This is a genomic window from Pseudomonas sp. B19125, assembly GCF_044218855.1.
Lineage (GTDB): Bacteria > Pseudomonadota > Gammaproteobacteria > Pseudomonadales > Pseudomonadaceae > Aquipseudomonas > Aquipseudomonas edaphica.
Map to the genome: position 1 here is coordinate 4,957,086 of NZ_CP162589.1, position 13,484 is coordinate 4,970,569.

Annotated in this window: 10 protein-coding genes; 1 reads left to right on the top strand and 9 read right to left on the bottom strand. The window is 57.9% G+C overall.

Features of this window, described 5'->3' with window-relative positions; genetic code table 11:
- Positions 1-347: 347 nt before the first annotated feature.
- The 9 genes from sucD to sdhC all read right to left on the bottom strand — a co-directional run bounded on the left by sucD (position 348) and on the right by sdhC (position 11,725).
- The gene (gene sucD, locus AB4P96_RS22400) at positions 348-1,229 is read right to left on the bottom strand and encodes a succinate--CoA ligase subunit alpha (protein ID WP_056859731.1); all 882 of its coding nucleotides are present in this window, start codon (positions 1,227-1,229) and stop codon (positions 348-350) included.
- Positions 1,229-2,395 (bottom strand): ADP-forming succinate--CoA ligase subunit beta, encoded by a 1,167-nt coding sequence (sucC, locus tag AB4P96_RS22405; RefSeq protein WP_003210567.1) that lies wholly within the window; start codon positions 2,393-2,395, stop codon positions 1,229-1,231. Before sucC ends, sucD begins: the two co-directional genes overlap by 1 nt.
- A gap of 204 nt (positions 2,396-2,599) precedes the next feature.
- Positions 2,600-4,036 carry a dihydrolipoyl dehydrogenase gene (lpdA, locus tag AB4P96_RS22410; protein ID WP_395600099.1) on the bottom strand — a complete coding sequence of 479 codons (1,437 nt, stop codon included), beginning with the start codon at positions 4,034-4,036 and terminating at the stop codon, positions 2,600-2,602.
- 99 nt (positions 4,037-4,135) lie between these two features.
- Positions 4,136-5,359, bottom strand: a complete 1,224-nt coding sequence (gene odhB / locus AB4P96_RS22415; protein ID WP_395600100.1) for a 2-oxoglutarate dehydrogenase complex dihydrolipoyllysine-residue succinyltransferase — start codon at positions 5,357-5,359, stop codon at positions 4,136-4,138.
- Positions 5,360-5,403: 44 nt separating this feature from the next.
- Positions 5,404-8,235 (bottom strand): 2-oxoglutarate dehydrogenase E1 component, encoded by a 2,832-nt coding sequence (locus AB4P96_RS22420; protein WP_017134445.1) that lies wholly within the window; start codon positions 8,233-8,235, stop codon positions 5,404-5,406.
- 261 nt (positions 8,236-8,496) lie between these two features.
- Complete coding sequence (locus AB4P96_RS22425; RefSeq protein WP_003172807.1) at positions 8,497-9,201, bottom strand: succinate dehydrogenase iron-sulfur subunit; 705 nt, start codon at positions 9,199-9,201, stop codon at positions 8,497-8,499.
- Positions 9,202-9,212: 11 nt separating this feature from the next.
- The gene (gene sdhA / locus AB4P96_RS22430) at positions 9,213-10,985 is read right to left on the bottom strand and encodes a succinate dehydrogenase flavoprotein subunit (protein WP_017134444.1); all 1,773 of its coding nucleotides are present in this window, start codon (positions 10,983-10,985) and stop codon (positions 9,213-9,215) included.
- Positions 10,986-10,988: 3 nt separating this feature from the next.
- Positions 10,989-11,357: a succinate dehydrogenase, hydrophobic membrane anchor protein gene (gene sdhD, locus AB4P96_RS22435; protein WP_003172805.1), complete on the bottom strand. Its 369-nt coding sequence runs from the start codon at positions 11,355-11,357 to the stop codon at positions 10,989-10,991.
- Positions 11,351-11,725 (bottom strand): succinate dehydrogenase, cytochrome b556 subunit, encoded by a 375-nt coding sequence (sdhC, locus tag AB4P96_RS22440; RefSeq protein ID WP_016979564.1) that lies wholly within the window; start codon positions 11,723-11,725, stop codon positions 11,351-11,353. The genes sdhD and sdhC overlap by 7 nt, the downstream gene beginning before the upstream one ends.
- Positions 11,726-12,089: 364 nt before the next feature.
- Here sdhC and gltA point away from each other — a divergent pair, with 364 nt between their 5' ends.
- A complete protein-coding gene (gene gltA, locus AB4P96_RS22445; protein ID WP_170039970.1) occupies positions 12,090-13,379 on the top strand; it encodes a citrate synthase in 1,290 nt (429 codons plus the stop codon).
- Positions 13,380-13,484: the final 105 nt, after the last annotated feature.

Here is a 13,484-nt window from a genome sequence, read left to right on the forward strand (position 1 = left end):
CAACCGGTCTAGCGCGCGGCTTCCTTTTGGGAGGCGGACGCATAAAGAGGCGGCTAGAGTACAGAAATAAGCCGACAAACGCACTGTTGCGGGGCGGACTGTCCGATAAGCGACATCCAAATGTCGCGTTTTCATACTTAATTTGGCAGTGCCGTCCCTGTGGGAGCTGGCTTGCCTGCGATAGCGATCTGTCTGTGCCAAATGTGTTGGCTGACACACTGCTATCGCAGGCAAGCCAGCTCCCACATTTGACCGAGTAAATCTGCCAAAAAATGGGCAAATCCAGAATGCACAAAGGCCACCCGAAGGTGGCCTTTGTGTGGTGAAGCGTCAGCTAAGCGCGAGGCTTACTTGACAGCCCAACCGGTCAGCTCGGACAAAGCCTTGCCGATGTCTGCCAGCGAACGCACGGTTTTAACGCCTGCGTCTTCCAGGGCAGCAAACTTCTCGTCTGCTGTGCCCTTGCCGCCAGAGATGATTGCGCCAGCATGGCCCATGCGCTTGCCTGCAGGGGCAGTCACACCAGCGATGTAGGAAACAACCGGCTTGGTCACGTTGGCCTTGATGTAGGCAGCCGCTTCTTCTTCAGCCGAACCGCCGATCTCACCGATCATTACGATCGCCTCGGTCTTCGGGTCTTCCTGGAACAGCTTCAGGATGTCGATGAAGTTCGAACCTGGGATCGGGTCACCGCCGATGCCGACACAAGTCGACTGACCGAAACCGGCGTCAGTAGTCTGCTTGACAGCTTCGTAAGTCAGGGTGCCGGAACGCGAAACGATACCGACTTTACCTGGCAAGTGAATGTGACCTGGCATGATGCCGATCTTGCATTCGCCTGGGGTGATCACGCCTGGGCAGTTAGGGCCGATCAGGACTACGCCCAGCTCGTCGCACTTAACTTTAGCGTCCAGCATGTCCAGGGTAGGAATGCCTTCGGTGATGCAAACGATCAGCTTGATGCCGCCGAATGCCGCTTCCAGGATCGAGTCCTTGCAGAAAGGAGCTGGAACGTAGATCACACTGGCGGTGGCGCCAGTGGCAGCTACAGCGTCTTTCACGGTGTTGAACACTGGCAGGCCCAGGTGCTCGGTGCCGCCTTTGCCCGGAGTTACGCCGCCAACCATCTTGGTGCCGTATTCGATGGCTTGCTGGGTGTGGAAACTACCTTGCGAACCGGTAATACCCTGGCAGATAACTTTGGTGTCTTTATTGATCAGGACGCTCATTATTTGCCCTCCGCAGCTTTGACAACTTGTTGAGCAGCGTCGGTCAGGCTGGTAGCCGCGATGATGTTCAAACCGCTTTCTGCCAGTACTTTAGCGCCCAGTTCAGCGTTGTTACCTTCAAGGCGAACAACCACCGGGATTTTAACGCCAACTTCTTTCACTGCACCGATGATGCCTTCGGCAATCATGTCGCAACGAACGATGCCGCCGAAGATGTTGACCAATACTGCTGCGACGTTGGAGTCGGACAGGATGATCTTGAACGCTTCGGTAACGCGTTCTTTGGTAGCACCGCCGCCCACGTCGAGGAAGTTGGCTGGTTTGCCGCCATGCAGGTTGACGATGTCCATGGTACCCATGGCCAGGCCAGCACCGTTGACCATGCAACCGATGTTACCTTCCAGGGCTACGTAGTTCAGTTCGAACTTGGCAGCGTGCGCTTCGCGCGGATCGTCTTGCGACGGATCGTGGAAAGTCTTCAGCTTAGGCTGACGGTACATGGCGTTGGCGTCGATGTTGATCTTGGCGTCGAGGCAGTGCAGATCGCCGTCAGCCTTGATCACCAGCGGGTTCACTTCCAGCAGGGCCAGATCGTGATCCTGGAACAGTTTGGCCAGACCTACGAAGATCTTGGCGAACTGGGCAACTTGCTTGCCTTCCAGGCCCAGCTGGAAAGCCAGCTCGCGACCCTGGAATGGCTGAGCGCCAACCAGTGGATCGATAGTGGCTTTCAGAATTTTTTCTGGGGTTTCTTCGGCGATCTTCTCAATGTCCACGCCACCTTCGGTGGAAGCCATGAACACGATGCGACGGCTCGAACGGTCAACGACAGCGCCCAGGTACAGCTCTTTAGCGATATCAGTGCACGATTCAACCAGGATCTTGGTGACTGGTTGGCCATTGGCATCAGTCTGGTAAGTCACCAGACGCTTGCCCAGCCACTGCTGTGCGAAGGCCTTGGCGTCTTCTTTGCTGCGAACCAGCTTGACGCCGCCCGCTTTACCGCGACCACCGGCGTGGACCTGGGCTTTGACAACCCATTCGGTACCACCGATTTTGTCGCAAGCTTCTGCTGCTGCTTCCGGGGTGTCTACTGCGTAACCCTTGGATACTGGCAGGCCGTATTCAGCGAACAGCTGCTTACCCTGATACTCGTGAAGATTCATGCTTTTTACCGTCTTCGTTAGGTACTGCGCATTCGGCGCTGCGCTCATTATGAGTGCCGCACCACCTGTGACTGCTGCTTGCACAATTTGCGAGGCTTAAGACCCGTAAAACTGTGCAAGGCTGCGTCCAGCGGATATTCCGCGGTGAGTCTTGCGCGCAAGGCTCACGACGGGCAACTCCGCCGTGGTTTCTTATTATCTCGCTTAGCGCTTCTTGCGGTTGGCGATGTGGATGGCGCCGCCATTCACTGCCAACGCTGCTTCGTGCAACGCTTCGGACAGGGTCGGATGGGAGAAGACCATCATGCCCAGGTCTTCGGCACTGGTGCCGAATTCCATACCGATCGCGCCCTGCTGAACCAGTTCTGCAGCGCTCGGGCCAATCACGTGCACGCCCAATACGCGGTCAGTCTTGGCATCAGCGATGACTTTGACAAAACCACCGGTGTCGTTAGCTGCCATGGCACGGCCAGAAGCGGCAAACGGGAAGGTGCCGACGTTAACTTCAACGCCTTCAGCTTTCAACTGCTGTTCGTTCTTGCCGACCCATGCAATTTCCGGGTGGGTGTAGATAACCGATGGGATCAGGTCGTAGTTCATCTGGGTTTTATGACCCTTGATGCGCTCGACAACCATGATGCCTTCTTCGGAAGCCTTGTGCGCCAGCATCATGCCGCGAACCACGTCGCCGATGGCATACACGCCTGGCACAGTAGTAGCGCAATGATCGTCAACGTGGATGAAACCACGCTCGTCGATGTTCACGCCGCTGTCGGAAGCCAGCAGGTCGGTGGTCACTGGACGGCGACCCACGGCTACGATCAGCTTGTCGAAGGTGATGGTCTGCTCGCCTTCTTTATCGGTGTAGGTCACAACGACTTCGTCGCCGTTGACCTTGGAACCGGTAACACGGGCGCCCAGCTTGATATCCAGACCTTGCTTGGTCAGGGTTTTCAGCGCTTCTTTGGACACTGCAGTGTCGGCAGCCAGCAGGAACGTGTCCAGGGCTTCCAGCACAGTCACTTCAGAACCCAGGCGCGACCATACCGAACCCAGTTCCAGGCCGATTACGCCAGCGCCGATCACGCCCAGACGCTTGGGAACCGCTTGGAATTCCAGGGCGCCGGTCGAATCAACGATCACGTTCTGGTCAACAGGAGCAGGCGGAATGTCGATTGGACGCGAACCTGGTGCCAGGATCACGTTTTCGGCTTCGATGACTTCAACCGAGCCGTCCGGCTTGGTGATTTCAACTTTCTTGCCGGCCAGAAGCTTGCCGTGGCCTTGCAGGGAAGTGACGCCGTTGGCCTTGAACAGGGTGGCAACGCCGGAAGTCAGGCCTTTAACGATGTTGGCTTTACGGCCGACCATTGCTGGCACGTCCATGGTCACGCCAGCATGGTTGATGCCGTGGATCGCGAAACCGTCTTGGGCTTCGTGGAATTTCCAGGAGCTGTCCAGCAGCGCCTTGGAAGGAATGCAACCAACGTTCAGGCAAGTACCGCCCAGCGCCAGTTTGCCTTCCTTATCGGTGTATTTTTCGATGCAAGCAGTCGAGAGGCCCAGTTGTGCGGCCTTGATCGCGGCAACGTAGCCGCCAGGACCGGCACCAATCACTACAACGTCAAATTTCTGTGTCATGAAAATAGATCCTCTATTCAGCGACAAGCTTCAAGCGACAAGCTGCAAGCCAAGCTGCTTTTTCCTACAGCTTGTAGCTCGCAACTTGCAGCTGCGTCTTTAGATGTCCAGCAGCAGACGAGCCGGGTCTTCCAGCAGGTTCTTGATGGTTACCAGGAAAGTCACGGCTTCTTTACCATCGATCAGGCGGTGATCGTACGACAGCGCCAGGTACATCATCGGGCGGATCACGACTTGGCCGTTGATGGCCATCGGACGCTGGATGATGTTGTGCATGCCCAGGATCGCAGCTTGCGGCGGGTTGACGATCGGGGTCGACATCATCGAACCGAAGGTACCACCGTTGGTGATGGTGAAGGTACCGCCGGTCATCTCGTCGATGGTCAGCTTGCCGTCACGGGCTTTCTTGCCGAAGCCGGCGATGCCGCCTTCGATTTCAGCCAGGCTCATCAGCTCGGCGTTACGCAGGACCGGTACTACCAGGCCACGGTCGCTGGACACGGCAACGCCGACGTCTGCATAGCCGTGGTAAACGATGTCGCTGCCGTCGATGGAAGCGTTGACTGCCGGGAAGCGTTTCAGCGCTTCGGTGGCCGCTTTCACGAAGAACGACATGAAGCCCAGGCGCACGCCATTGTGGGACTTCTCGAACAGATCCTTGTACTTCGAACGCAGGGCCATGACTTCAGTCATGTCGACTTCGTTGAAGGTGGTCAGCATCGCCATGTTCGACTGCGCTTCAACCAGACGCTTGGCCACGGTGGCACGCACGCGGGTCATCGGTACGCGCTTCTCGGTACGGTCGCCAGCAGCGAACACAGGCGCAGCGGCAGCAGGTGCTGCAGCCTTGGCCGGTGCAGCAGCCGGAGCGTTTTTCTTGGCTTCGACAGCAGCAACCACGTCTTCCTTGGTTACGCGGCCGTCTTTGCCGGTGCCCTTGAGGGACGCCAGGTTGATGCCGTTTTCTTCAGCCAGCTGACGCGCAGCCGGTGCAGCGATCGGGTCTTCACCACCTGCAGCCGGAGCGGCAGCGGCAGGTGCGGCAGCTGGAGCAGCAGCGGCGGCCGGAGCAGGAGCAGCAGCGCCGCTCGCTTCGATCGAGCCCAGGATCTGGTTCGACAGGACGGTAGCGCCCTCTTCAGCCACGATCGCGCCCAGCACGCCGTCAGCTTCGGCCAACACTTCCAGAACGACTTTGTCGGTCTCGATGTCGACGATCAGGTCGTCACGCTTTACAGCGTCGCCTGGTTTCTTGTGCCAGGTGGCAACGGTGCCATCGGCAACCGATTCCGGGAATGACGGGGCTTTGATTTCGATAGCCATTATCTGTGGGTCCTTAAAATTCGGTTTCAGTCAGCGCGAAGGCGTTAAACAGTGAAAGCATCTTGCAGCAGTTTTTCCTGCTGCTCGGCGTGCATCGACGCATAACCACACGCAGGTGCAGCAGAAGCATCACGACCGGCGTACTCCAGGCCCAGGCCTGTTTTGTGGTTACCGATACTGCGACGCAAATGATGCTGGCTGCTGTACCACGCGCCCTGGTTCATCGGTTCTTCCTGGCACCACACCGCGTGGGTGAGGTTGGTGTAAGGCGCGATGGCCTCCATCAGGTCGTCTTCCGGGAACGGGTAAAGCTGCTCGATACGCACGATGGCGATGTCTTCGCGGCCTTCGGCACGGCGTTTTTCCAGCAAGTCGTAGTAAACCTTGCCGCTGCACAGGACCAGGCGAGTGACCTTGGCAGCGTCCAGGGTGTCGATTTCTGGAATCACGGTCTGGAACGAACCGTCGGCCAGATCTTCCAGGGTCGAGATGGCCAATTTGTGACGCAACAGCGATTTCGGGGTCAGCACTACCAGCGGCTTGCGCAGCGGGCGGATCACCTGACGACGCAGCAAGTGGTAGATCTGGGCCGGGGTAGTCGGCACGCACACCTGGATGTTGTGCTCGGCGCACAGCTGCAGGTAACGCTCCAGACGGGCCGAGGAGTGCTCCGGACCCTGACCTTCATAACCGTGTGGCAGCAACATGGTCAGACCGCACAGACGGCCCCACTTGTGCTCACCGCTGGTGATGAACTGGTCGATAACCACCTGGGCACCGTTGGCGAAGTCGCCGAACTGGGCTTCCCAGATCACCAGCGCATTTGGCGTGGTGGTGGAGTAGCCGTATTCGAACGCCAGTACGGCTTCTTCGGACAGGAACGAGTCGTACAGGTCGAAACGTGGCTGGCCTTCGTACAGGTGTTGCAGCGGTACGTAGGTGGTCGCGTCTTTCTGGTTGTGCAGTACCGCGTGACGGTGCGAGAACGTACCACGGCCGATGTCCTGGCCGGTCATGCGGATCGGGTGACCTTCGAACGCCAGGGTCGCGTACGCCATGGTTTCGGCGTAACCCCAGTTGATCGGCAGGCCGCCGGCTTGCATCTTCTGACGGTCTTCGTAGATCTTCGCAACCTGGCGCTGCACCACGAAGCCATCTGGAATTTCCAGCAGCTTGGCGGACAGTTCCTGCAGGGTCTTGAGGTCGAACGAGGTGTCGTGACGCGCCGTCCAGGCGTGGCCCAGGTACGGGCGCCAGTCCACGAACAGCTCTTTGTTCGGCTCTTTAACCAGGCTTTTCACTACATGCAGGCCGTTGTCCAGCGCGTTGCGGTATTCGTCGACTTTCGCCTGAACACGCGCATCGTCAACCACGCCGGCCGTAATCAGGCTGTCGGCGTACAGTTCACGGGTGGTGCGCTGCTTGGTGATCTGCTGGTACATCAACGGCTGGGTGCCGCTCGGCTCATCCGCTTCGTTGTGACCGCGACGGCGGTAGCAAACCAGGTCGATGACCACGTCACGCTTGAACTGCATGCGGTAGTCGATGGCGAGCTGGGTCACGAACAACACGGCTTCCGGATCATCACCATTCACATGGAGGATCGGCGCCTGGATCATCTTGGCAACGTCGGTCGCGTACTCGGTAGAGCGCGCGTCCAGCGGGTTGCTGATGGTGAAACCGACTTGGTTGTTGATGACGATGTGAACCGTACCGCCGGTCTTGAAGCCGCGAGTCTGCGACATCTGGAACGTTTCCAGGACCACGCCTTGACCGGCGAACGCCGCGTCACCGTGGATGGAAATCGGCAGGACTTTCTCACCGGTGGAATCGTTACGACGATCCTGGCGAGCACGCACCGAACCCTCGACCACCGGAGAAACGATTTCCAGGTGGGACGGGTTGAAGGCCATGGCCAGGTGAACTTCACCGCCGGTAGTCATTACGTTGGACGAGAAGCCCTGGTGATACTTGACGTCACCGGAACCCAGTTCGACCTTCTTCTTGCCTTCGAACTCGTCGAACAGTTCACGCGGGTTCTTGCCGAAGGTGTTGACCAACACGTTCAGGCGACCACGGTGAGCCATGCCGATCACGATTTCCTTGGTGCCGTAGGAACCGGAACGCTGGATCAACTCGTCGAGCATTGGAATCAGGCTTTCGCCGCCTTCCAGGCCGAAACGCTTGGTGCCCGGGTATTTTGTACCCAGGTATTTCTCGAGGCCTTCGGCCGCGGTCACGCGCTCCAGCAAGTGGCTGCGCACGTCGGCGGACAAAACCGGACGGCCACGCACACCTTCCAGGCGATGCTGGAACCAGTGGCGCTGCTCGGAATCGGTGATGTGCGTAAACTCAGCGCCGATGGTGCGGCAATATGTCTGCTGCAACGCTTCGTGAATTTCGCGTAGGCTCGCTTCCTCTTTGCCGATGAACAGGTCGCCGGCACGGAAGGTCGTATCAAGATCGGCATTGGTCAAGCCGTAATGATTGATCGACAGGTCAGCAGGTGCAGGACGCTTCCAGAGCCCCAGCGGGTCAAGCTGGGCCGCCTGGTGGCCACGCATCCGGTAAGCCTGGATCAGTCGCAATACTTCAACTTGCTTCTTCTCATGCTCGCTGCTCACGCTACCGGCGGAAACCGGTTGGGCGCGGCGCTGGTTCTTTGCCAGCAGCACAAATTGATCGCGAATTGTTGCGTGCGATACATCGGTGGCAGCGTTGCCGTCTGAAGACAACGTCTGAAATTTGGTGCGCCATTCTTCTGGCACAGCGTTAGGGTCGTGCAGGTAGAGCTCATAAAGCTCTTCCACATAGGCAGCGTTACCACCTGAAAGATAGCCGCTGTTCCACATGCGCTGCATCACGCTTTCTTGCATGCTTGGTCACCCTCGATTTGGGGACACCACCGGCGAAAACACCGAGTTTGCTTGCAAAAGGCCAAGTGCAGCGACCAAAACAAGCCACTTAGGATCACGCTGATAGTTCGGGTACCAACCCGAATGCCCCTGCTTGTCTCATTTCTTCAAAATAAGAGCTGCGGCTTTGTAAGTCGCTGCTCAAGTTAAAACTACGGCGCCGGTTGAAGCCTGCGCCGTAGCATTTACGGGCACAACGGTCCTGCTTTGCTACAACGTCGCTTACACGCCGCTTTGCAGCAGCATGTTACGGATGTGACCAATGGCCTTAGTCGGGTTCAGGCCTTTGGGACATACGTTGACGCAGTTCATGATCCCGCGGCAGCGGAATACGCTGAACGGGTCATCCAGTGAAGCCAGACGCTCGGACGTCTTGGTGTCACGGCTGTCTGCCAGGAAGCGGTACGCTTGCAGCAGGGCAGCTGGACCCAGGAACTTGTCCGGGTTCCACCAGAAGGACGGGCACGAGGTCGAGCAGCAAGCGCACAGGATGCACTCGTACAGACCGTCGAGCTTTTCACGCTCTTCAGGGGACTGCAGACGTTCGATGGCCGGAGCCGGCGTGTCGTTCTGCAGGAACGGCTTAACTTTCTCGTATTGCTTGTAGAAGATGCTCATATCGACCACCAGGTCACGGATAACCGGCAAACCTGGCAGAGGACGAACGATCAGCTTGTTACCTTTAACAACAGCCGACAGCGGCGTGATGCACGCCAGGCCGTTTTTGCCGTTGATGTTCATGCCGTCGGAGCCACAAACGCCCTCACGGCAAGAGCGACGATAGGAGAAACCTTCGTCCTGCTCTTTGATCAGTGCCAGTACATCCAGCACCATCAGGTCTTTACCACCGGTATCGACCTGAAATTCCTGCATGAACGGCGCGGCGTCCTGATCAGGGTTGTAGCGGTAAACACTGACTTTCAACATGGCAGCCACCCTTAGTAAGTCCGAATCTTCGGTTCAAACGTCGGCACCGTCTTCGGCGAGAAGTTCACGGCACGCTTGGTCACGCGCTTGTCACCCGGGAAGTACAGGGTGTGGCACAACCAGTTTTCGTCGTCGCGATCTTCAAAGTCTTCACGGGCGTGGGCACCACGGGATTCTTTACGAACCTCGGCGGCGATCGCAGTGGCTTCGGCCACTTCCAGCAGGTTTTGCAGCTCAAGGGCTTCGATACGAGCCGTGTTGAACGCCTGGCTCTTATCGTTGATCTTGACGTTGGCGATGCGCGTGCGCAGGTCGGCCAGCTGGGCAATACCCTTCTGCATGTATTCGCCGGTACGGAATACACCGAAGTAGTTCTGCATGCAGCTTTGCAGCTCGCGACGCAGGGTAGCCACGTCTTCGCCATCGGTACGCTCGTTCAGAGCGTTCAGGCGCGCCAGGGCGGCCTCGATGTTGGCGTCGGTGGCGTCATCGTATTCGATGCCGTCGGTCAGGGCTTTTTCCAGGTGCAGGCCGGCAGCACGACCGAATACCACCAGGTCGAGCAGCGAGTTGCCGCCCAGACGGTTGGCACCGTGTACCGATACACAAGCCACTTCGCCTACGGCGAACAGACCGTGGATGATCTCGTCCACGCCTTCGGCGTTCTGGGTGATCGCCTGGCCATGAATGTTGGTCGGCACGCCGCCCATCATATAGTGGCAAGTCGGAACAACCGGCACCGGAGCAACTACCGGGTCAACGTGCGCAAAAGTCTTGGACAACTCGCAGATACCTGGCAGGCGGCTGTGCAGGACTTCTTCACCAAGGTGATCGAGTTTCAGCAGTACGTGGTCGCCGTTCGGGCCACAGCCGTTACCGGCGATGATTTCCTTAACCATCGAACGGGCCACAACGTCACGACCTGCAAGGTCTTTGGCGTTCGGAGCATAACGCTCCATGAAACGCTCGCCGTGCTTGTTGATCAGGTAACCACCTTCACCACGGCAACCTTCTGTAACCAGTACACCGGCGCCGGCGATGCCGGTCGGGTGGAACTGCCACATTTCAATGTCTTGTACCGGCACGCCAGCACGCAGGGCCATGCCGACGCCGTCACCGGTGTTGATCAGGGCATTGGTGGTCGACGCGTAGATACGACCTGCACCGCCGGTTGCCAGCACAGTAGCCTTGGCACGGATGTAGGTGGTTTCACCGGTTTCGATGCAGATGGCGATCACACCGACGAAGGCGCCGTCGGCGTTCTTCACCAGGTCAACGGCGTAGTACTCGTTCAGGAACGTGGTACCGGCTTTCAGGTTGCCCTGATAAAGGGTGTGCAACAGCGCGTGACCGGTACGGTCGGAAGCGGCGCACGTACGGGCAGCCTGCCCGCCTTTACCGTAATCCTTCGACTGGCCGCCGAATGGACGCTGGTAGATACGACCTTGCTCGGTACGCGAGAACGGCAGACCCATGTGGTCCAGCTCGAACACGGCGGCCGGGCCTTCCTGACACATGTACTCGATAGCGTCCTGGTCACCGATGTAGTCGGAACCCTTGACGGTATCGTACATGTGCCAGCGCCAGTCATCGTTCGGGTCGGCGGAGGCGATGGCGCAGGTGATGCCACCCTGGGCCGACACAGTGTGGGAACGGGTCGGGAACACCTTGGTGATCACGGCAGTCTTGTGACCGCCCTGAGCCAGCTGCAGCGCTGCGCGCATGCCGGCACCGCCGCCACCAATAATGATGGCGTCGAAGGAAATAGTTGGAATGTTAGCCATGAATCAGATACCCCAAAGAATCTGCACACCCCAGACGAAGTACGCGAACATCGCAACGCCGCAGACTGCCTGGAAGAGAAAACGTACTGCAGTCGCGGACTTGCCCAGCGCCATCGGCGTCAGGTAGTCGGTCGCGATGGTCCACATGCCGACCCAGGCGTGAGCGCCCAGGGCTACAAGGGCCAGCAGACTGAAGATTCGCATCGCATTGTGGGAAAACAGGCCATGCCATTGCTCATAGCCGATGCCCGGGTTTGCGACGAGGTATCCGATCAGGAAAATGAAATAAGCCGCGAGAACGACCGCAGACACACGCTGTGCCATCCAGTCATAGAGGCCCGAACGCGAAAGGTTCGTAACGCTGGTTACCATATCCAAACTCCTGCCAGAACGATCAGCACCACGGAAATGGCGATGATGATTTTCGAGCCCAGGCGGCCGCCTTCCAGCGTCTCACCGATACCCGCATCCATGATCAAGTGGCGCACACCGGCTACCAGGTGATACAGCAGAGCGGACAGGAGGCCCCATGCTACGAACTTGGCCAGCGGGCTGGTCAAGCATGCCTTCACCTCGGCGTATCCTTCCTCGGAACCCAGGGATTTGCTCAATGCATAAAGCATGATGCCCAAGCCCAGGAACAGGATGATGCCGGAAACACGGTGCAGGAACGACGTAACGCCGGTGATGGGGAGTTTGATGGTCCTTAGGTCTAGGTTTACAGGTCGTTGGCTATTCACGGCTTTTTTTCACACTGAAGAGCCCCTAACAATCAGGGCAAAGTTGTTGGGGAGTGCACTGGTCAGGTAAGCACCACCCAGGGAGTGCGACCCCCAATGAAAGCAAGCCCAAAAGCCCTTGGCGGTCGGTGGCCGAGTATAGACAGTTAGGTTACTAATGACAACGCGCACTCCTCACCCTAATAGCGGATTGCGCTGGCGGTATAAAAGGCGTAAATGGCAGTCAATTTCGACGAAAAAGTATGGTTAAAGCCTTCTGGAGCAAGACTTTAGGCAAATTGACATCTGGATTTATATCAATATAGTGGTGCGGGCCCTGCGTGGGGGGTCTGTCTGATGATTTGAAGCATAAATAGGAGGCCACATGGCTGACAAAAAAGCGCAGTTGATCATCGAGGGCGCAGCCCCCGTCGAGCTGCCCATTTTAACCGGCACCGTTGGTCCCGATGTTATCGACGTACGGGGCCTGACGGCCACGGGCCGTTTCACATTCGACCCAGGCTTCATGTCGACCGCCTCTTGCGAGTCGAAGATCACCTACATCGATGGTGACAATGGTATTTTGCTGCACCGCGGCTACCCGATTGAACAGTTGGCCGAGAAATCGGACTACCTGGAAACCTGCTACCTGCTGCTGCATGAAGAATTGCCAACAGCTGAGCAGAAAGCCCAGTTCGTCAGCACCGTGAAGAACCACACCATGGTTCACGAGCAGTTGAAGACCTTCTTCAACGGCTTCCGTCGCGACGCCCACCCGATGGCCGTCATGTGCGGTGTAGTCGGCGCCCTGTCGGCCTTCTATCACGACTCCCTGGACATCAATAACCCGCAGCATCGCGAAATTTCCGCGATCCGCCTGGTTGCCAAGATGCCAACCCTGGCCGCAATGGTTTACAAGTACTCCATGGGTCAACCCATGATGTACCCGCGCAACGACCTGACGTACGCGGAAAACTTCCTGCACATGATGTTCAACACCCCGTGCGAGATCAAACCGATCAGCCCGGTGCTGGCCAAGGCGATGGACAAGATTTTCATCCTCCACGCCGACCACGAGCAAAACGCCTCCACCTCCACCGTACGTCTGGCGGGTTCTTCGGGTGCCAACCCGTTCGCCTGTATCGCCGCCGGCATTGCCGCATTGTGGGGCCCTGCCCACGGCGGTGCGAACGAAGCCGTGCTGACCATGCTCGATGAAATCGGCGATGTGTCCAACATCGACAAGTTCATCGCCAAGGCCAAGGACAAGGAAGATCCGTTCAAACTGATGGGCTTCGGTCACCGCGTCTACAAGAACCGTGACCCGCGTGCCACCGTGATGAAACAGACCTGCGACGAAGTGTTGAAGGAGCTGGGCATCAAGAACGATCCGCAACTCGAACTGGCCATGCGCCTGGAAGAGATCGCCCTGACCGACCCTTACTTCATCGAACGCTCGCTGTACCCGAACGTCGACTTCTACTCGGGGATCATCCTCAAGGCGATCGGCATTCCAACCAGCATGTTCACCGTGATCTTCGCCTTGGCACGCACTGTCGGCTGGATCTCGCACTGGAAAGAAATGCTCTCCAGCCCGTACAAGATTGGCCGTCCGCGCCAGCTGTACACCGGCTACGAGTCGCGTGATATCACCAAACTGGAAGATCGCAAGTAAGCATCTAACTATTTGGTCTTAAAAACGGCCTCCTTTCACAAGGAGGCCGTTTTTATTTGTGCAGGAATTGAGCGCAAGACCGGAGGCCAGCGCCAACCGGGACGC

Excerpts from the sequence above, each read along its gene's own strand:
- sucD (WP_056859731.1), bottom strand. The coding sequence starts at position 1,229 with ATGAGCGTCCTGATCAATAAAGACACCAAAGTTATCTGCCAGGGTATT.
- sucC (WP_003210567.1), bottom strand. The coding sequence starts at position 2,395 with ATGAATCTTCACGAGTATCAGGGTAAGCAGCTGTTCGCTGAATACGGC.
- lpdA (WP_395600099.1), bottom strand. The coding sequence starts at position 4,036 with ATGACACAGAAATTTGACGTTGTAGTGATTGGTGCCGGTCCTGGCGGC.
- odhB (WP_395600100.1), bottom strand. The coding sequence starts at position 5,359 with ATGGCTATCGAAATCAAAGCCCCGTCATTCCCGGAATCGGTTGCCGAT.
- AB4P96_RS22420 (WP_017134445.1), bottom strand. The coding sequence starts at position 8,235 with ATGCAAGAAAGCGTGATGCAGCGCATGTGGAACAGCGGCTATCTTTCA.
- AB4P96_RS22425 (WP_003172807.1), bottom strand. The coding sequence starts at position 9,201 with ATGTTGAAAGTCAGTGTTTACCGCTACAACCCTGATCAGGACGCCGCG.
- sdhA (WP_017134444.1), bottom strand. The coding sequence starts at position 10,985 with ATGGCTAACATTCCAACTATTTCCTTCGACGCCATCATTATTGGTGGC.
- sdhD (WP_003172805.1), bottom strand. The coding sequence starts at position 11,357 with ATGGTAACCAGCGTTACGAACCTTTCGCGTTCGGGCCTCTATGACTGG.
- gltA (WP_170039970.1), top strand. The coding sequence starts at position 12,090 with ATGGCTGACAAAAAAGCGCAGTTGATCATCGAGGGCGCAGCCCCCGTC.